Origin of the sequence: Azospirillum himalayense, from assembly GCF_042657465.1 — a bacterium.
GTDB lineage: Bacteria > Pseudomonadota > Alphaproteobacteria > Azospirillales > Azospirillaceae > Azospirillum > Azospirillum himalayense.
This window is the reverse complement of record NZ_JBHSLC010000111.1, coordinates 39,969-58,048: the sequence shown is the minus strand read 5'-3', so window position 1 is coordinate 58,048 and position 18,080 is coordinate 39,969. Positions and strand designations below refer to the sequence as shown.

Here is an 18,080-nt window from a genome sequence, read left to right as displayed (position 1 = left end):
AGGTACCGCTGGGGGAGCAGCGATACCTCTTCCGGTTGAGCGCTTGATCGTCTCCGGGCGGCTTGCCCGGTGTCCGGCTATTCCGCCGGGGTGGCGATCAGCGTCTCAGGCAGGGTGTCCTTGCGGATACGCAGGAGTTCCTTCCACTTCTTGAGGGCGGCGATCAGGATCACGAAGCCGAGCGACAGCATGATGATCGAGATGCCGGCGTTGAAGACGTTGTAGCCCTTGGCCAGCGGGTTCAGATAGACGTTGGTGATCATCCAGTAGCCGGCGTAGTTCACCGTCACGAACAGATAGGCCAGCGGGACGAGGCAGGTCAGCATGTAGACCCGTTTCTGGCCCAGGCGCAGGATGATCGTGGCGCCGATGATCAGGCCGACCGAGGCCATGAGCTGGTTCGACACTCCGAACAGCGCCCACACCGAGTTGATGTCGCCCGACGTCAGCAGGTAGCCCCAGGCCACGCAGGCCAGCACGCTCGCGGCGATCGAACCGGGCACCCAGTCGAGACGCTTCAGCGGGGCATAGAGGTCGCCACCCAGGTCCTGGATCAGATAGCGGGCCACGCGGGTGCCGCTGTCAACGGCGGTCAGGATGAACACCGCCTCGAACATCACGACGAACTGGAAGAAGTAGGAGGCCAGCGTGCCGAACCACGGGATGCGGGTGAAGATTTCCGTCATGCCGACGGCGAGCGTCACAGCGCCGCCGGTGCGGCCGTAGAGGTCGAGGCCGATTTCCTGGCTGAGCCGCGGCAGATCGACGACCTGCATGTTCAGGGCCTGGAAGGCGGCGGGAGAGGAGTTGATGGCGAAATAGTCGGCAGGGTGCAGGGAGGTGGCGGCGATCAGCGCCATGACGCCGACCACGCATTCCGCCAGCATGCCGCCGAAGGCCACGGTGCGGATGTCGCTCCATTTGTCGATCAGCTTCGGCGTGGTGCCCGAGCCGATGAAGGCATGGAAGCCGGAGATGGCGCCGCAGGCGATGGTGATCGAGATGAACGGCCACACCGGGCCGGCCAGCACCGGGCCGCCGCCATGGATGAAGTCGGTGAGCGCGGGGAAGCGGATTTCCGGGTTGATGAAGACGACGCCGACGACGAGCGCGCCGAACACGCCGATCTTCATGAAGCTCGACAGGTAGCCGCGCGGGGTCAGCAGCATCCACACCGGCAGCGCCGTGGCGAAGAAGGCGTAGATCGGCAGGATCAGCGCGACCGTCTCGGCGTGCAGCGTCAGCCAGCTGCCCAGGACCGTGCCCTGGATGTAAGGGCCGGCGAAGACGGAGGCGGCGATGGCGGCGATGCCGACCTGGGTGGCGCCCTTGGACGAGCCGGTGATCTTCTCGTAGAGGCCGAGCGCGACGGCGATCGGGATCGTCATGAAGACCGCGAAGGCGCCCCAGGCGTTGCGTTCCAGCGCATGGACGACGACCATCGACAGGCCGGCCATGGTGATGGTGATGATGAACAGCATCGCCAGACCGGTGCACCAGCCGGCGACCGGGCCGAGCTCGGCCTTGGCGACCTCCGACAGGGACTGGCCCTTGTGCTTCATCGAGGCGAACAGCACGACCGTGTCGTGCACCGCGCCGCCGATGACGCAGCCGATCAGCAGCCACAGGAAGCTCGGCAGATAGCCGAACTGCGCGGCCAGCACGGGGCCGACCAGCGGGCCGGCGGCGGCGATCGCCGCGAAATGCTGGCCGGCGTTCACCCACTTCTTGGTGGGAACATAGTTTCGCCCGTCGGCCAGGATGTGGGACGGCGTCACCTCGGAATCATCGGCACGGAGCACCTTGCGCACAAAGAACACGCCGTAGAAGCGGTAGCAGAGGGCGAGGATGCAGAGTGTCGCGATCACAAATGTTAGGGCGTGATCCATGACAGCTCTCCTTGGAAGGAACTGCCGTCACGTTAGGCCGGGTTTCATCCTCCGTGTGGTGCCCTCCCCGGAGTGGCGCCATGGCGTGGCGAGCGGTCGGAAAGCGGGGGTGAGCGGTGGGGGTTGTCTTCCCCTCTCCCGCCCCGGGAGAGGGTGGCGCCGAAGGCGCCGGGTGAGGGTAGAGCCAAGGATCAAGGCGCCGATCCTTGCCGGACCCTCACCCTTCCCGCGCTTCGCGCGGGCCCCTTCCCTCTCCCGGGGCGGGAGAGGGAAAATCACCCGATGCCCAGCCGTTCCTTCAGCGGGCCGAGGAAGCGGCGGCTGACCGGAATGCTCTGGCCGCCGAGCGTCTGGATTTCCGCCAGACCGTTGTCGATCAGGCGGATTTCCCGGATCCGGTCGGGGTTGACCAGATATTGCCGGTGGCAGCGCACCAGCGGGGTGCGCTCCTGCAAGGTCAGCAGGGTCAGCTCGGTGAAGCGCTCCTCGCCATCCGCTCCCACGACGAAGACGCCGCTCGCCTTGGAGGCCACGCATTCCACCTCGTCCAGCTTCAGCAGGGAGATGCGGTTATGCCCGGTGCAGGGGATCAGCCGCAGCGGGGCGGCGTCCTTCAGCACGGCGAGGTCCTGCGGCGCCCGCTCGCGGCGCAGCCGCTGCAGCGTCTTGGCCAGCCGGGCCGGGTCCGCCGGCTTCAGCAGATAGTCGAAGGCGTGCTCCTCGAAGGCCTGCACGGCGTATTCATCGTGGGCGGTCAGGAAGACGATGCGGGGCATCCGCTCCGGGTCGAGCATGCTCAGCATCTCCAGCCCGCTGACCCGCGGCATCTGGATGTCGAGGAAGACCACGTCGGGCGGCTGGCGGTTGATGGCGCCGATGGCCTCGATGGCGTTGGCGCATTCCCCGGCGACCTGGAGGTCGGGGAACTCCTCCAGAAGGCGCCGCAACTCCTCGCGGGCCAGCGGCTCGTCGTCCACGATCAGGACGGTCATCATGGCGCGGTCTCCGCAACGGTTGGGATGTCCAGGGGAAGGCGCAGGGTGATGCGGGTGAGGACGTCGGCCTCGCAGGCGACGTCCACCCCGTAGCCGTTGCCGAAGCGGTTGCGGACGCGGCGGTCCACGATGGACATGCCCAGCCCGTCACCGCCCGGCTTTTCCTCGTAGAGGCCGGCGTTGTCCTCCACCGCCAACAGCAGGTCGCCGCCCTCCCGCCGCGCCGCGATGCGGACATGGCCGGGGCCGAGGAGCTGCGAGGTGCCGTGCTTGATGGCGTTCTCAACCAGCGGCTGGAGCAGGAAGGCCGGCAGCCGGGCATGGCGCAGCGCGTCGGGCACGTCAATCTCCACCGACAGGCGCCCGGTGAAGCGCGCCAGCTCGATCTGGAGATAGGCGCTGACATGCTCCACCTCGTCGGCCACCGTGGCCTCCTGGCTGGGGCGCTTCAGGTTCTTGCGGAAGAAGACCGACAGGCTCTGCACGAGTTGGCGCGCCCGCTCCGGGTCGTTGCGGATGACTGCGGAGATGGTGTTCAGCGCGTTGAACAGGAAATGGGGGTTCACCTGCGCGTGCAGCAGCTTGATCTCCGACTGGGCGAGCAGCGCCTTCTGCTGCTCGTAGCGCCCGGCGAGGATCTGGCTGGACAGCAGCCGGGCGATGCCCTCCCCCAGCGTGCGGTTGATGGTGGAGAACAGCTTGGTCTTCGGCTCGTACAGCTTCACGGTTCCGATCACCCGGTCGTCCTCCCCGACCAGCGGGATCACCAGCGAGGCGCCCAGCCGGCAGTTCGGGTGAATCGAGCATTTGTAGGAGACCAGATTACCGTCGGCGTAGAGCACCTGGTTGTTGGCGATCGCCTGGTAGGTCTGCGGCGAGGTGATCGGCGTGCCCGGCAGATGGTGGTCGTCGCCGACGCCGATGAAGGCCAGCAGCTTCTCGCGGTCGGTGATGGCGACCGCGCCGACGCCCGTCTCCTCGTAGATGATGCGGGCGACCCGCATGCTGTTCTCTTCGTTGAAGCCCTGGCGCAGCACGCCGTCGGCCCGCGCGGCGATCTTCAGCGCCTTGGCGGAGAAGGCGCTCGACTGCTTGTCGATCAGAGCGCGGCGGTCCATCAGGATGCGCATGAACAGCCCCGCCCCCAGCGTGTTGGCGACGATCATCGGCAGCGCCACCACCTCGACCAGATGGACCGCCGCCGGGAAGGGCTTGGCCACCAGCAGGATGATCAGCATCTGGGCGATCTCCGCCACCAGCGTGACGGCGCCGACGCGCAGCGGGTCGAACAGCGGCTCGATGCGGCCCCGGTTGACGAAGTGGCGGTGCACCAGACCGCCGATCAGCCCCTCCGTCACCGTGGAGATGGCGCAGGCCACCGCCGACATGCCGCCCAGCGAGTAGCGGTGCAGACCACCGGTGAAGCCGACCGCCAGCCCCACCGACGGCCCGCCCAGGATGCCGCTCAGCACGGCCCCGATGGCGCGGGTGTTGGCGATGGAATCGTCGATCTGCAACCCGAAATAGGTCCCCATGACGCAGAACATGGAGAAGATGACGTAGCAGGCCAGCTTGTGCGGCCAGCGCACGGTGAGGTGCATCACCGGCAGGAACAGCGGCGTCCGGCTCAGCATGTAGGCGATGACCAGATACACGCACATCTGCTGGAGCAGCAGGAAGACGAGGCTGAGATGCTCGACGGTCATGGGGGCGGACGGCGGGTGGCGGGTGGCGGGATTGCCGGCCCGCAGGCTACCCCCACCCGCCCTGCCGCGGTATGATTCCAATCAATGGATGCGGCCGGAGCCCCTGGGCCGCTGCGATGGCTCTATGCGGCCAGCGCGGGGGCCTGCTGCACCGTTGCAGGCATGGTGCCGGTGTTGGCGGGCGGCAGGCGCAGGCGGCTCGCCAGCCCTTCCAGGGAGTCGTGCAGCCGACGGCAGGGGGTGCCGTCCTCCCCCGGCTCGTAGATGCCGACGAAGGGCGCGCCCGGCTGGTTGGGGTCGAGGTGCAACTCGACGATGTGGGTGCGCGACGTGCAGCCGCGGACCAGCGGGTCGGCGGGAATCACCGTCCAGCCGCGCCGCAGGCAGCGCTCGGCCAGCCCTTCCAGATAGAGCGAGGCGGACGGAACGCGCTTCAGCGCCTTCAACTCGGCGATGAGCTGGCGGACGTTGTCCACCTGCTCCAGGAACAGGCCGGCGGCGTGATGCGTGTCGCGGACCACGAGCTTCAGCATGGGATGAAACCTCCTCTGTGCGCACGGCTCCGTCACCCGCGGGGGCGCATCGGCGGCCTTCGCGGCGCCGCGCCCCTTGGGTGGAAGCCTGCGCGTTGTGCGTTTGGGTGGGAAGCGTCGGACGGGACGCGGTTCCGTTATTCGGCCGTGCCCAGGTCCGTGCCGGTCAAATCCGGTTCGGGCCGTTCGGCCACCGTCACAGGCGGTTCGGACATCGGTTTGCGGTCGGGGTAAAGCGCGGCGACCATCTGCTCCAGCCGCTGCCGCAGGGAACGGTTCGGCTGGTCGGAGGGCCGGGCTTCGACACGCACGTTCACCACGCCGTCCTCGATCATGCCCAGTTCGCCGGCCGCCTTTCGGGAGAGGTCGATCACCCGCCCTTTCACGTAGGGGCCACGGTCGTTGATCACGACCTCGACGCTGCGCCCGTTGTCGGCGTTGGTCACCGTCACCCGGCTGCCCAGCGGAAGCCGGCGGGACGCGGCGGTCAGCCGGTTCTGGCTGAACCGCTCCCCCGACGCCGTGGTCCGGCCGTGGAAGAAATCGGCGTAGTAGGACGCCTTCCCCTTGTGAACGTAAACGGGCTCAATGTCCGGAACGTCCGGTGCCGCGGCTTCCTCGAACACGGCGTCTTGCGACATTGGGTCCTGCGGCATTGGCGGGACGGAGGCGATCTGTCCACTGGTCGAGCATGCCCCAACAGAAACAGCACAGATGGCGAGCGCAACACAGCCATACCGCACTCTTTTTCTCCCCCGGTTGTTGTTCTGCGGCAACGGTTGCGGAATCTCTCCATCATGTCAATCCACGAATCCACATCTATGCTGTGACAGGATTGTGTCTTAATATTCTTTAACGATTTTACTTTGAACCGATCATGGCGTTTACGGAATAAATGCCGATTTTTACTTGAAGTGATTGTCGATGCGTCTGTTTCTGAAATCCTCACAGTTGTTTTCGGCGCGGGCCGAGCGTCATCGCCATCCCGCGAAGGCGCGGATGGATATTCTCGGGACCATCACAAAGCACTGAAAATATGTTGATAAAACTCATCCTTCCGAATTCGCAAATGCCCTCTGATCCATTGAACGGCACCGTGTCCATCATCATAAATACTGACTTACTGAAAGATGAAATCCGCCTGTTTTCGCCAAACATCATCGAAATTCGGAACGAATTTAACAAATCACCGAGCCATCCAGACGGAGCGCAGACATGAGCGAGTGTCGGATTCCCGGCTTTGGCGAAAGCGGGGATGGAATCGGCTCCGACCGGCCAACCTTCGACGGTGCCCTTTCAGACCCGGCGATGGAGACGGCTGGTTGGACGACGGGCGGTATCGACGACCCGCTGTTCATCCGCGCCCTCGACAGCGGGTACCGCTGGGGCACACCACCGGACGGCACCGCGACGGCGCCCTACACCCTCACCTAAGGCTGGGTGATGGACGCCAGCCTTCGCTTTGCGCCCGGCTTCAGCCCCCTCAACGACACCCAGAAGGCCATGGCGTTGCAGGCGATGGGGGAGTGGGGTGCGGTCGCCAACATCGCGTTCGTGGAATCGGCGGCACCGATGACCGCCAATCTTCAGTTCCACATGAGCCAGCTGGACGCCTACGGCGCCGCCGGCATGGCCTACTACCCCAACCCGGCGGGCTCCTTCATCTACCTTGATTCCGAATCGGCCGGCTACCGCACCTATGTTCACGAGATCGGGCATGCGCTGGGTCTGAAGCATCCCGGCGACTACAACGGCAGCGACGGTGGCACCCCGCCCTTCCTGCCCCGCTCGGAGGACAACCGGATCAACACGGTGATGTCCTACTACGGCGCCTGGCCCGGGGAGTTGGGCGTCTATGACATCGCCGCGATCCAGAACCTCTACGGTCCCAACCCCGCCGTGCGGTCGGGCGACGACCTGTATCGTCTGTTGCCGGAAGCGCCGGGGCGTTACCTCTGGGACGGCGGAGGAAACGATACCCTGTCCGCGGCGGGGGCGGACCTTCCCGTCACCATCGACCTGAACGGCGGCTGGGGATGGTTCTCGGCGCAGGCCCCTTCGATCCTGGACCGGAACCAGTTCTTCATCGGCCCCGGCACCCGCATCGAAACCGCCATTGGGGGTTCGGCGGGCGACCGGCTGACCGGCTCCGCCTTCGCCGACACGCTGGAGGGCGGGGCGGGTGACGACACGCTCCTCGGCGGGGCCGGCGACGATTTCCTGGACGGCGGCACGGGCTCGAGCTTCCTGATCGGCGGCGACGGCACCGACACATTTTCCATCGGCGAACGGGGCCAGGACGTCACATGGTCCACCGTCGCCGACCTGCAACCAGAGGAATGGGCCATCGTCTGGGGCTGGACCGACGCCGTTTCACATCTGACCTGGGAGGATTTGACGGGGACGGCCGGCCACCAAGGGGCGACCGCTCGGGTCGACCTCGACGGTAACGGCGGCACCGACCTCAGCCTGACCTTCAGCGGAGCGCCGCCGGGCAGCCTGCTCGCCATGCCCGGACAGACCGGGGCGGACGGCTACCTTGCTTTCCGGATCGGCTGACCGGTTTCCGCAGCTTGAAAAAGCGGTGGTCCGGGAGCAGCGGCGACGCCACTCTCGCGCATTCTGTGCGGAGCCGACGACCCGGTGACAAGGAGGGACCCACGACCATGAAGCAGGTGATGTTCGTCGAACTCGGCATGGGCGCCGATCTGCATGGGCAGGACGTGACCAAGGCCGCCGTACGCGCCGTGCGCAACGCCATCGAGCGCAACTCCATGCCCGGCATGCGCGCGCTGGTGGACGGAGACACCAGCCGGATGCAGGTCCGCGTCCATCTCGCCGTGCCGGCGGACGCCGACCGGCTGGATCTGGAGGCCGTGCGGGCCGTCTTCCCCTATGGACAGGTGTCCTTCAACGTGGTGTCCGGCGGCATGCTGGCGCCCAGCGGCATCTTCCTGGCCGACAAGAACGACCGCAACGAGATGATCTACATCGTCAACGCCGCGGTGGAGGTGGGTGTCTGAGGTCTGATGTCTGGGGTCCGGGGCTTGGCCTTCAAGTCCGGAGCGGTTGCCCCCGCCCCCCGTTTCGTGCCAGCGTCGGGGCATGAAGCGTGCGCTCCGAACCGCCCTGATCGCCGTCGGCATCCTCGCCGGCGGCCTCGTCACCCTGACCGTCGGGGTGGTGGCCGCCCTCCCGGTGATCGCCGACCACATCCCGCTGGAACTGTCCCGAGTCGTGATGAGCGACGGGCGGCGGCAGGTGGAGATGCAGGGCATGGTCCATGTCGCCAAACCGGACTTCTACAGCGCAATCACCACACACATCGCACAGCGGCGCCAGGAAGGCTGGCTGGTCTTTTACGAGGAGGTCCGTCCCGACGACGCCGCCTCCCCCGCCGGGGTGGCCGACGTGCTGCGCCGGCTGGGGGCCGACTGGAACCCGGACAGCAAGCAGCATCCCTATGAAATGATGGCGAGGCTGCTCGGCGACGGGCTTGTGCTCCAGGACAACCGTGCCCTGATCGGCCCGCCGGGGCCGGACGCCCGAAACGTCGACGTCACCCTTTCACAATTGCTGGCCGCCCTGCCCCCCGACGGTCCGGACGAGGCCGATCCGGAGACCATCGATCTCGCGCAGCTCCGGGACGAGTACGACAAACTGCCGGGTTGGGTGCAGCGGCGCATCCAGGCCGCCATCCGCATCATGCTGGCGACCACCGCGTCGGGCTCCATGGTGCGCGAGGCGCTGCCGCCGGCGCTGACCACCCTGCGCGAGGACAAGGTGGTCGCGGCGATCAAGGCCGAGCCGGACCGCAACATCCTGATCCTCTACGGTCAGGTGCACATCGGCCACATTCAGACCATGCTGACGGAGGCCGACGCCCGGTGGCGAACGGTCTCGTCGCAAGCGATCCAGGCGTTCTGAACCCTTCCGTCGCCGGATTTCGGATCACCAGATTTTGCGGGCCAGCTCCTCGCCGCGGGCGGTCAGGTCCGCGAACCGGCGGCGGGCGTCGTCCTCGGCGCTCCAGTCGTCGGGTGCAACGACGGCTTCGGCGGCGTCCGGACGGTCAGGCGCGCTGGGACGCTGGCCCGCCTCCCCATGGAGACCGTAGACATGGCCGTCGCGCGCCTCGACCACGGCGAAACGGCCGTCGCGCTCGACAAGCCGGAAGCTGCCATGTTCCGATACGGTCCGGACGTTGGGCATCGCAATCTCCCCTTGCGGTTCACAGGTCAGTCGTGAACAACCGCCGCGATGCCCATTTGTCGCATAGCAGCAATATAGCACTTTATGGGTGCAAATGAGAGTCGTTCGCACTATACAGGAAGGAAGTCAGCCGCAAAGAAGTTTGAACCGCCAATGTTCACAGCGCTTCACACCCGTTCCATCGCCGCGATGGCCGCCGCCGGCACCTTCCTGTCGAGCGGACTTGGCTGGGCGCAGGGCGTCCCCGCAACCAGCGGCGGCGCTCCCGCGGCACCGGCCCCCATGGCGGCTCCCATGGCGGCCCCCACCGCCGACACGCTGGCAGCCCCGTTGGCCGCGCCGGACGCTGCGGCGGGAGCGGCCGCCGGGCTGGACCACATGACCGCCGCGACGGCGATCCTGCCGCACGACCTGTCCCCCTGGGGCATGTTCATGGCGGCGAGCCCGGTGGTGCAGGCGGTGATGATCGGGCTGGCGCTGGCCTCGGTGGCGACCTGGACCATCTTCCTCGCCAAGTCGCTGGAGCTGTCGAAGGCCAAGCGCAAGGCGCGGACCTCCCTGGCGGCGCTGGAACAGGCGCGCTCGCTGACCCAGGCAGCCGAGAGCATCGGCTTCGAGAAGACCCCGGCGACCGCCTTCCTGCGCGCCGTGATCGCCGAGGCCCACCAGTCCGCCGACGCCCCCTCGCAGGACGGCCTGAAGGAGCGCGCGGCCTCCCGCCTGGAGCGGATCGAGGCAGCGGAGGGGCGGCGCATGATGCGCGGCACCGGCATCCTCGCCAGCATCGGCTCCACAGCTCCCTTCGTCGGGTTGTTCGGCACGGTGTGGGGCATCATGGTCAGCTTCATCGGCATCGCCAAGTCGCAGACGACCAACCTCGCCGTGGTGGCGCCGGGCATCGCCGAAGCGCTGCTGGCAACGGCCATCGGCCTCGTCGCGGCCATCCCGGCGGTGGTGATCTACAACGGCTTCGCCCGCTCCATCGGCGGCTACCGCGCCCAGCTCGGCGACTCCTCGGCGGCGGTGCTGCGGCTGCTGAGCCGCGACATGGACCGCCGCGCCCTGCCGCGCGCCGTGTCCAAGGCGGCGGAGTAAGACCATGGCGGCGCGTCTGGACGACGGCGACGATCTCACCGAGTCGCACGACATCAACGTCACGCCCTTCATCGACGTGATGCTCGTGCTGCTCATCATCTTCATGGTGGCGGCCCCGCTGGCCACGGTGGACGTGCCGGTGGACCTGCCGGCCTCGACCGCCCAGCCGCAGCCGCGGCCCGACAAGCCCCTGTTCCTGACCATCCAGGCCGACAACAGCCTGTCGGTCGGCGACACGCCGGTCGCGCGGGAGTCCCTGGCGGCGGCGCTGGACGGCGTGACGAACGGCGACAAGGGCGCGCGCGTCTTCCTGCGCGCCGACCGCAGTGTGGATTACGGCGCGCTGACCGAGGTGATGAACGCGCTGCGCGCCGCCGGCTATCTGAAGATCGCCCTGGTCGGGCTGGAAGGCGCGGCCGCGAAATGAGCGTGGCGACCTTCGATCCCGACGACCTGCCGGACGGCGAGGAGCGCACGGCACCCGCCCTGGCGCGCTGGGGCGGCAGTCTGGTGGTCGTGCTGGGCGCCCACGCCCTCATCGCGCTTGGTGCGCTGTCCTGGCACGTGGCGATGGAAGAGGCGCCGGCCATGCCGCCCGCGGTGATGCTCGATCTGCCGCCGATGCCGGAAACGCCGGCCGCGGAGCCGCCGCCGACGCTGGAATCGATGCTTCCCGAACCGGAGCTGCCGCCCGAGCCGGTGATCGAGCCGGAACCGGAACCCGAGCCCATCCCCGAGATCGCCCCGGAGCCGCCGCCGCCCGTGCCGGCGGAGGTCGCCCTGCCGGAACCGCCGCCCAAGCCGAAGCCGAAGCCCAAGGAAGAGCCCAAGCCGAAGCCCAAGGCCGAACCGCCGAAGCCGCGCCCACAGCCGCAGGCCCAGCCCAAGCCGGTAACGGAAGCCCCGGCCAACGCCGCCCCCGCCACCGCTCCGCCCGCGGGCGCCCCGGCCCAGGCGGCGCCGGTGCCGCGCAACAGCAACGCGCTGCCCACGTGGCACGGCGCCGTCCTCGGCCATCTGGAGCGTTACAAGCGCTACCCCCGCATCGCCCAGATGCGGCGCCAGCAAGGCGTCCCGCAGGTCCACATCACACTCGACCGGCAAGGCCGGGTGCTGGCGGTGCGGCTGCACAAGGGCTCCGGCTTCGAGGCGCTGGACGAGGAGACGATCGCTCTGGTCGAACGCGCCTCCCCGCTCCCGGCCCCGCCGCCGGACGTGGCGCAGGACCGCATGGAGCTGGTGGTGCCGGTGCAATACTTCCTGCGCTGAATTCGACCGCTCAAACGTCGGTGACGTGGATGCGCATCACGGTGTGTGCATCCACAGGCGCATGAGTTCCGGAACCGTTCGGATGTCGAGTTTGCTGAGAATGTTCGCCCGGTGGGTTTCCACCGTGCGGACGCCGATCCCGAGGCGGATCGCGATGGCTTTGTTGGCGCAGCCCTCCACCATCAGCGCGGCCACATCCCGTTCGCGGGGGCTGAGAAGGGCCAGCTTCGCCAGGGCGGACTCCGCGGCGGAGCGGTCCCGGCGCTGGTGGGCGTCGCGCTGCAGGGCCTCGTGGATGCGGCGCAGGAAGACGCCGTCGTCGAACGGCTTTTCCAGGAAATCGACCGCTCCGGACCGGAAGGCGGTGACGGCGGAACTCACCTCGCCATGGGCGGTGATGATGATGACCGGCAGGCCGCAGCCGCGCCGGGACAGTTCCTCCTGAAGCTCCAGCCCATCCATGAAGGGCATGCGGAGGTCGGCCACCACGCATCCCGGCTGCTCCGGGCTGTAGCGGTGCAGGAATTCCAGCGCGTTGACGAAGGTGCGCACGGACAGGCCGGCCACCTCGACCAAAACGGAGAGCGCGTCGCGGACCGCCTCGTCGTCGTCGATGATGAAGACGGTCGGTTCGCCGGTGAAGGGATTATTGGGCTGGGTCATGGGACGGCCGGGTATCGGAAGGGGCTGCGGGCAGAAAGACCTGGAAAACGGCACCGGTGGCGCCGGTGCGGCCGAGCCACAGCCTGCCGCCGTGGCTTTCGACGATCGAGCGGCAGATGGGCAGGCCGAGCCCCATGCCCGCCGGCTTCGTGGTGGCGAACGGCGAGTACAGATGGTCGACCATGCCCGCCGACACGCCGGGACCGCTGTCCTCGACCTCGAAGGTCAAGCCGTCGGGCGGCGTGGCCCCAACACGCAGGACGACCTCGCGCACCGCGCTGTCCGCCGCGGCGATGGCCTCGATGCTGTTGTGCACGAGGTTGAGGAGGACCTGCTCGATCTGGATGCGGTCGCACAGCACGAGGGGAAGCGGCTCCGCCATGTCCACCCGCAACTGGACCCGGTTGTAGGCCGCGTCCCCCCGCACCAGCGTCAGCGTCTCGCGCAGGATCTCGCTGGCCGATTCCGGCGCCAGTTGAAGCGAACCCTTGCTCAGGAAGGTGCGCAGCCCGCGAATGACCTCGCCCGCGCGCTCCGCCTGGATCACCGCCTTGTCGATGAGTTCGTGGGCGCGCGGCGGCGTATCGTCGCTTTCCAGAAGGCGCTGGGCGGCGCGCGCGTAGCTGATGGCGGCCAGCAGCGGCTGATTCAGCTCGTGGGCCAGGGCGGACGCCATCTCCCCGGTCACCGTGAGGCGGGAGAGATGGGCCAGCTCGGTCTGGTGCTCGCGCAGCCGGACCTCGATCTCGCGCCGCTCGCTGACCAGCGCGCCGAGGAACAGGGCCGTGATGGCCAGGGCCAGCATCAGCGTCTGGTGATAGATGACCGCCCCCAGGGGAAGGCCGATCGCCTGCAGCCCGGCGATCAGGCCGCTCTGGATGGCCAGGGCCGCCAGCACCGCGCCCGGCAGGCCGTGTGACACCGCCACCCAGACGAGGGGCAGGAACAGAAGGTAGAACAGGTTGAACTGACCGTCGCCGATGGGCAGGAAGACCAGCAGCAGGGCCGCGGCGATGGCGGCCGTCTGGGCGGCGGTGGGCGTCTTCGGCACGCTCCAGGCGGGCGTCTGGTCCGGCCGGTGCAGGAGGAGGACGAAGGGCGTGACCACGGCGATGCCGATGGCGTCGCCCAGCCAGTATTGGAACGCCAGCGTCGGCAGCTCGGCCGCGGGCAAGGCCCCGTCCAGGACGAACACGCCGACGAAGACGGGCGCCACGACGGCGGCGCTGAGGAAGGTGACGCCGACCAGCCAGCCGACGTCGCGCACCCGGTTCAACGCCAGACCGATCGCCACCCGGTGGCGCAGAACATGGGCGGCCGCCCCGTACCCGGCGACGATGGCGAGATTCGAGAGCAGCAGCGATGCGATCGAGGCCGGATGCCCCCGCACCACCAGATCGGCCAGGATCAGCGTGGCGTAGACCATCGGCAGGCCGCGCGCACCGGTCCACAGCAGAAGGGCCATGTAGAGCCCCGCCGGCGGGTTCCACGGCGTGATGTTGAGGCTCGGGCGGGGGTGGATGAAGGTCAGCCAGTCGATGGGCAGATAGGCCGCCAGGAAGGCGAGCGACAGCACGACCATGTCCCGGCCGGTCAGGATGGCAGGCGCTTCCGTCGCACGGCTGGCGGGCGGAAAAGGCATCTCAAAACGGTCTTTCAGGCTGCACGGGCGCAACGGCGCGGGTAGACGAGGCACGGATTATACGTCCACCCGGCGTGTTCGCCTATGCGATGAGCGCCCCTGCGATGGGCGGGGAGCCCGGCGGGCTCCCGTCCCCGCGACGCACGGATCAGCCGACGAAGAACGGCTGCGTTCCATGCGCGGCGATGGCCTTCGACAGCCGTTCCAGCGCGTGGGCGTAGGCCGCGGTGCGCATCGGGATGTTCCGGGCCGAGCCCATGTCCCAGACCCGGCGCCCCTCCGTCTCCATGATCACGCGAAGGCGCTGGTGAATTTCGTCGAGGCCCCAATAGTAGCCCTGGCGGTTCTGCACCCACTCGAAGTAGGACACCGTCACGCCGCCGGCGTTCGCCAGGATGTCGGGCAGGACGATGACCCCGGCCTCGTTCAGGATGCAGTCGGCGTCCGGCGTGACCGGGCCGTTGGCGAGTTCCAGGACGACGCGGGCCTTGATGAGCCCGGCGTTGCCCTTGTGGATCTGATCCTCCAGCGCCGCGGGGACCAGCATCTCGCACGCGGTGCCCAGCAGCTCGTCGCCGGTCACCGCACGGGCGCCGTTCCCGGTGTAGGCGGTCACCGAACCGCCCTGCTCCTTGGCCGTCTGCACGGCCTGCGGGTCCAGCCCGTCCGCGCAGACGATGGCCCCGCGGGAATCGGACAGGCCGACGATGCGGTAGCCGTCCGCGTGCAGCAGGCGGGCGATGTGGAAGCCGGCGTTGCCGTAGCCCTGGATCACCACCCGGCGGGCCGATCCGGACAGGCGCAGATCCTCTTCCAGATGCTTGATGAGGTAATAGCCGCCGCGCGCGGTCGCGTCGTCGCGCCCGAGCGACCCGCCGAGCGGCAGCGGCTTGCCGGTGATGACCGCCGGACTCGGCTGGCGCACGATGGAGCTGTACTCGTCGGCCATCCACCCCATGATCATGGAGTTGGTGTAGACGTCCGGCGCCGGGATGTCGCGGTCGGGTCCGATCATGCCGGCGAAGGCCTGGACATAGGCCCGCGACAGACGCTCCAGCTCCGACTTGGACAGGCTGTGCGGATCGACCTTCACCGCGCCCTTGCCCCCGCCATAGGGCAGGTTCATCACCGCGCACTTGAAGGTCATCCAGAAGGCCAGCGTGGTCACCTCCTCCACGTTGGAACTCGGGTGGAAGCGGATGCCGCCCTTGGTCGGGCCGCGCGTGTCGTCGTAGCGGCACCGCCACGCCGGGAAGGAGCGTCGCGAACCGTCGTCCATGCGCACGGACAGGCGGACGCTCAACGTCTCCTTGGCGTATTTCAGTTTCTCGAGAACCTCGGAATCCACCTCGACGTGCTTGGCGGCTTCATCCAGGCGGCTCAGCGCCCCCGAAAGCAGATCGTCCATTCCTTTTCCCCATGGTTTCGGTCAGGCGCACCGAAGGTTGGCCGCATCTCCTTCCCGGAAGGTTCTGCTCACTTCCCCTAAGGCATATGACGGCCTTTTCTACTGGGGAATAACCCGGATCAAAATATCCGTATTACTACGGAAATCTCATAACACACTGCAAAACAACAATAAATTTTTTACAGGCCGATCTGTGTCTTGCGTTCCGTAATCATACGGATGGCTGCGGACAATGCCCGTGGGCGAGAGTTCTACCGGGCTTGAAACACGACCGCCGCGCAGTCGAGGACACATCGATGACCGAAGGAACCGACCGGCCGCTGATCTGGATCGGACGCATGGATTACGGCCGCCTGCTGCGGGCCATGGACCGGCTGGCCGTGCAGGTTCCGGAGGTCTCGGCGTTCCTGTCGCGGGAGTTGGACCGCGCGATCGTCCGTCCGGAAAGCGACCTGCCCCGAACGATCGTGCGCATGGGCAGCCGGGTGCTGTTCCGCCGCGACGACGGCATGCCGCCGGAGTGGGGGCAACTGATCTACCCGGACCAATCGCCCAAGGACGACCAGATCACCGTCGCCTCCCCTTTGGGGGTGGCCTTGCTTGGTCTCCGGGAAGGAGCCCACATGCCGTACAGCGATGCGGACGGAACCACGCGCCGGCTGATGATCGAGCGCGTTCTTCCGGCCTGACGCCGCCGGCCCGGCGTCGGATCGACTCCCGTGCAGGGTGCGCCCGGATGGCATCGCTCTTCATTTGCAAATGCGAATGATTCGCACTATTATTGGAGCATGTTCCGCTCCACCGCCGCGCTTGGCTCCGGACGGAATCCGCGATTCAACAGCCGAAGCCAATCGGGGGCGGAGACGATGTGTGAGCGTTGTCGGAAGACCGTGCCATCCTGCGTACTGGGACAGGCCAAGCGCCGGAAGCTGTGGACGATTCCCACGGAGTATCATTGCTCGATCGTGGGCACCTGCCTTTCGTCGGAGGATGTGGCGTGGCTGTGCCGGCGGCTGAAGCTGGTTCCCACGGCGGACGCCCGCCCCTACGACATCCACCGCTATTTCGTGGAGAAGGCTGCGGAGGACGGGCCGGAAGCCCGGCTGATGCACAAGCGGCTGGACGAGACCTTCGCCGTCGCGGTGAAGCGCTTCGCCCGCGAGACGACCGAAGAGGGCTGGATGGCGCTGTGGACCGCCGCGGTGGCCTCGGGCGACGTCGCCGCTGCCTACTGGGGCGTGCTGAGCCACGGCGCCATGCCCGACGCGGTCCGGGTGCGCGCCTTCGCCGACGTGCACATGCTCTCCCACATCATGGGTGGTGAGAACCGGCGCCAGTTGCGGGAGAACCGTGATCTGGCCCGGCGCTGCGAGGAGCTGACCGCCCGGCTGGCGAAGCAGGAACGCGCCGCCGCCGAGCGCGTCGCCGAGAAGGACGCCCGCATCCGGGAACTGGAAGCACAGCTCGCCAGCCAGCGGGCCGCGCCCGCGGTTCCGGAAACGCCCAAAGTCCCAAAAGCCCCGTCGGTCCGGGCGCCGGGCCAGGCCCGGCTGCTGCGCACCATGGACGCCCTGCACCGCCGCGTCGCCAGCGAGCGCATGCGCGCCCGCCACGCCGAGGCCGAGGTGGAGCGGCTGCGCCGCCTGCTCGACCCACCGACCGCGCAAACCCGCCGCACGACCGCCACCGAGACGAGCGCCCCGACCGACCTCGGCGGGCGGGCCATCCTCTATGTGGGCGGCCGGACCAAGAGCCTGCCCCATCTGCGGGCGGCGGTGGAGACGCGCAACGGCTGCCTGCTGCACCACGACGGCGGGTTCGAGCAAACAACCCGCTGCCTGGAAGGGCTGGTCGAGCGCGCCGATGTGGTGGTCTGTCCCGTCGACTGCGTCAGCCACGACGCCTGCCTGCGGGTGAAGGGGCTGTGCCGCCGCATGGGCAAGCCCTTCGTTCCCATGCGCAGCGCCGGCGCCACCAGCTTCGCCCGCATCCTGCACAGCTTCGGACAGGACGGCGCCGGGGAGGAGCCCGCCCACCACTGAGCACCGCCCGAGCACCGGGCATCACCCGAACACTGGACAGCATCCGAGCACCCAGTGCGCTCAGGCGCTGCGGACCATCCCGTCGATGGCCCGCACGGGGTTGGGGCTGATGTCCGGTCATGTCCGCCGCGTAGCCGCACAGTTGGACAAGTTGCAGCATCGCCGGTTTCGGCGGCGAAGCGACCGCCTCCAGCTGCAGGCGCAAGGCGCCGATCCGTTCGATATGAGCGGTGATCATGCCGCCGAAGCCCGACACCACGTCCGGCGACCGCTCGCCGGCGTCGCGGGCAAACGATGCCTCCACCTCCCCCAGTCCGGACCATGCGAAGCCATTTCGGGAAGGGCGGGCAATGCATCCAGCGCGCCGCGCAACGCTGCGTCGGCGGCATCGCGGCGCTGTTGCAGCCGGGCGCGCCGTTCGGAAGGAAGCGGCTTCAAGCTGTTCAGTGCCCCATTCGAGGGCGAACTCACCGGCGGCGACCAAGCCGCCGGCCACTTCATTGACGTTCCGGTAGGCCGAAGCTGCCTCGACGCCGCGAAGGGCCGTGAACGCCGCATGACTTTTATAGGAAATATTCGAATGGATTCACCATCGCAAAATCTAGCATTCGTGGAATAATATCCAG

General features: G+C 67.9%; 18 protein-coding genes. 9 read left to right on the top strand and 9 right to left on the bottom strand.

Going from position 1 to position 18,080, the window contains the following annotated elements:
- Positions 1 to 77: 77 nt before the first annotated feature.
- The 5 genes from ACFPMG_RS29725 to ACFPMG_RS29705 form a co-directional block, all read right to left on the bottom strand.
- Complete coding sequence (locus ACFPMG_RS29725) at positions 78 to 1,889, bottom strand: carbon starvation CstA family protein (RefSeq protein ID WP_035679491.1); 1,812 nt, start codon at positions 1,887 to 1,889, stop codon at positions 78 to 80.
- Positions 1,890 to 2,164: 275 nt separating this feature from the next.
- On the bottom strand, positions 2,165 to 2,884 hold the full coding sequence (gene btsR, locus ACFPMG_RS29720) for a two-component system response regulator BtsR (protein ID WP_014241759.1): 720 nt from the start codon (positions 2,882 to 2,884) through the stop codon (positions 2,165 to 2,167).
- On the bottom strand, positions 2,881 to 4,590 hold the full coding sequence (locus ACFPMG_RS29715) for a LytS/YhcK type 5TM receptor domain-containing protein (RefSeq protein WP_376998999.1): 1,710 nt from the start codon (positions 4,588 to 4,590) through the stop codon (positions 2,881 to 2,883). Before ACFPMG_RS29715 ends, btsR begins: the two co-directional genes overlap by 4 nt.
- Before the next feature lie 122 nt (positions 4,591 to 4,712).
- On the bottom strand, positions 4,713 to 5,123 hold the full coding sequence (locus ACFPMG_RS29710; RefSeq protein WP_376998996.1) for a hypothetical protein: 411 nt from the start codon (positions 5,121 to 5,123) through the stop codon (positions 4,713 to 4,715).
- Positions 5,124 to 5,260: 137 nt separating this feature from the next.
- The gene (locus tag ACFPMG_RS29705) at positions 5,261 to 5,764 is read right to left on the bottom strand and encodes a septal ring lytic transglycosylase RlpA family protein (RefSeq protein WP_376998994.1); all 504 of its coding nucleotides are present in this window, start codon (positions 5,762 to 5,764) and stop codon (positions 5,261 to 5,263) included.
- 574 nt (positions 5,765 to 6,338) lie between these two features.
- Between ACFPMG_RS29705 and ACFPMG_RS29700 the strand changes: the two genes are divergently transcribed.
- The 4 genes from ACFPMG_RS29700 to ACFPMG_RS29685 all read left to right on the top strand — a co-directional run bounded on the left by ACFPMG_RS29700 (position 6,339) and on the right by ACFPMG_RS29685 (position 9,050).
- Positions 6,339 to 6,557 carry a hypothetical protein gene (locus ACFPMG_RS29700; RefSeq protein ID WP_376998991.1) on the top strand — a complete coding sequence of 73 codons (219 nt, stop codon included), beginning with the start codon at positions 6,339 to 6,341 and terminating at the stop codon, positions 6,555 to 6,557.
- Between the two features lie 9 nt (positions 6,558 to 6,566).
- On the top strand, positions 6,567 to 7,682 hold the full coding sequence (locus ACFPMG_RS29695; RefSeq protein ID WP_376998988.1) for a reprolysin-like metallopeptidase: 1,116 nt from the start codon (positions 6,567 to 6,569) through the stop codon (positions 7,680 to 7,682).
- 107 nt (positions 7,683 to 7,789) lie between these two features.
- Positions 7,790 to 8,146, top strand: a complete 357-nt coding sequence (locus ACFPMG_RS29690) for a Lin0512 family protein (RefSeq protein ID WP_014241764.1) — start codon at positions 7,790 to 7,792, stop codon at positions 8,144 to 8,146.
- 82 nt (positions 8,147 to 8,228) lie between these two features.
- On the top strand, positions 8,229 to 9,050 hold the full coding sequence (locus ACFPMG_RS29685; RefSeq protein ID WP_376998985.1) for a hypothetical protein: 822 nt from the start codon (positions 8,229 to 8,231) through the stop codon (positions 9,048 to 9,050).
- Between the two features lie 24 nt (positions 9,051 to 9,074).
- Here the strand turns inward: ACFPMG_RS29685 and ACFPMG_RS29680 are convergent, their stop codons facing one another.
- Positions 9,075 to 9,335 carry a hypothetical protein gene (locus ACFPMG_RS29680; protein ID WP_376998982.1) on the bottom strand — a complete coding sequence of 87 codons (261 nt, stop codon included), beginning with the start codon at positions 9,333 to 9,335 and terminating at the stop codon, positions 9,075 to 9,077.
- Positions 9,336 to 9,488: 153 nt separating this feature from the next.
- Here ACFPMG_RS29680 and exbB point away from each other — a divergent pair, with 153 nt between their 5' ends.
- Genes exbB through ACFPMG_RS29665 form a run of 3 tightly spaced genes read left to right on the top strand, consistent with a single transcriptional unit; the run spans position 9,489 to position 11,699 of the window.
- Positions 9,489 to 10,430, top strand: coding sequence for a tonB-system energizer ExbB (exbB, locus tag ACFPMG_RS29675; protein ID WP_376998980.1), 942 nt, complete (start codon positions 9,489 to 9,491; stop codon positions 10,428 to 10,430).
- A gap of 4 nt (positions 10,431 to 10,434) precedes the next feature.
- The gene (exbD, locus tag ACFPMG_RS29670) at positions 10,435 to 10,857 is read left to right on the top strand and encodes a TonB system transport protein ExbD (protein WP_174439987.1); all 423 of its coding nucleotides are present in this window, start codon (positions 10,435 to 10,437) and stop codon (positions 10,855 to 10,857) included.
- On the top strand, positions 10,854 to 11,699 hold the full coding sequence (locus ACFPMG_RS29665; protein ID WP_376998977.1) for an energy transducer TonB: 846 nt from the start codon (positions 10,854 to 10,856) through the stop codon (positions 11,697 to 11,699). The genes exbD and ACFPMG_RS29665 overlap by 4 nt, the downstream gene beginning before the upstream one ends.
- Before the next feature lie 36 nt (positions 11,700 to 11,735).
- Here ACFPMG_RS29665 and ACFPMG_RS29660 read toward each other — a convergent pair whose 3' ends face one another.
- From ACFPMG_RS29660 to ACFPMG_RS29650, 3 genes are all read right to left on the bottom strand, one after another.
- On the bottom strand, positions 11,736 to 12,362 hold the full coding sequence (locus ACFPMG_RS29660; protein WP_376998974.1) for a response regulator transcription factor: 627 nt from the start codon (positions 12,360 to 12,362) through the stop codon (positions 11,736 to 11,738).
- Positions 12,346 to 14,004, bottom strand: a complete 1,659-nt coding sequence (locus tag ACFPMG_RS29655) for an ATP-binding protein (RefSeq protein WP_376998972.1) — start codon at positions 14,002 to 14,004, stop codon at positions 12,346 to 12,348. Before ACFPMG_RS29655 ends, ACFPMG_RS29660 begins: the two co-directional genes overlap by 17 nt.
- Positions 14,005 to 14,152: 148 nt before the next feature.
- Positions 14,153 to 15,412: a Glu/Leu/Phe/Val family dehydrogenase gene (locus tag ACFPMG_RS29650; RefSeq protein ID WP_376998969.1), complete on the bottom strand. Its 1,260-nt coding sequence runs from the start codon at positions 15,410 to 15,412 to the stop codon at positions 14,153 to 14,155.
- A gap of 296 nt (positions 15,413 to 15,708) precedes the next feature.
- On the opposite strand from ACFPMG_RS29650, the gene ACFPMG_RS29645 reads away from it, so the two are divergent.
- Together ACFPMG_RS29645 and ACFPMG_RS29640 are read left to right on the top strand one after the other, a co-directional pair.
- Positions 15,709 to 16,101, top strand: coding sequence for a GreA/GreB family elongation factor (locus ACFPMG_RS29645; RefSeq protein WP_376998966.1), 393 nt, complete (start codon positions 15,709 to 15,711; stop codon positions 16,099 to 16,101).
- Positions 16,102 to 16,377: 276 nt separating this feature from the next.
- Positions 16,378 to 17,454: a DUF2325 domain-containing protein gene (locus tag ACFPMG_RS29640; protein WP_376998963.1), complete on the top strand. Its 1,077-nt coding sequence runs from the start codon at positions 16,378 to 16,380 to the stop codon at positions 17,452 to 17,454.
- The last annotated feature ends 626 nt before the right edge of the window (positions 17,455 to 18,080 follow it).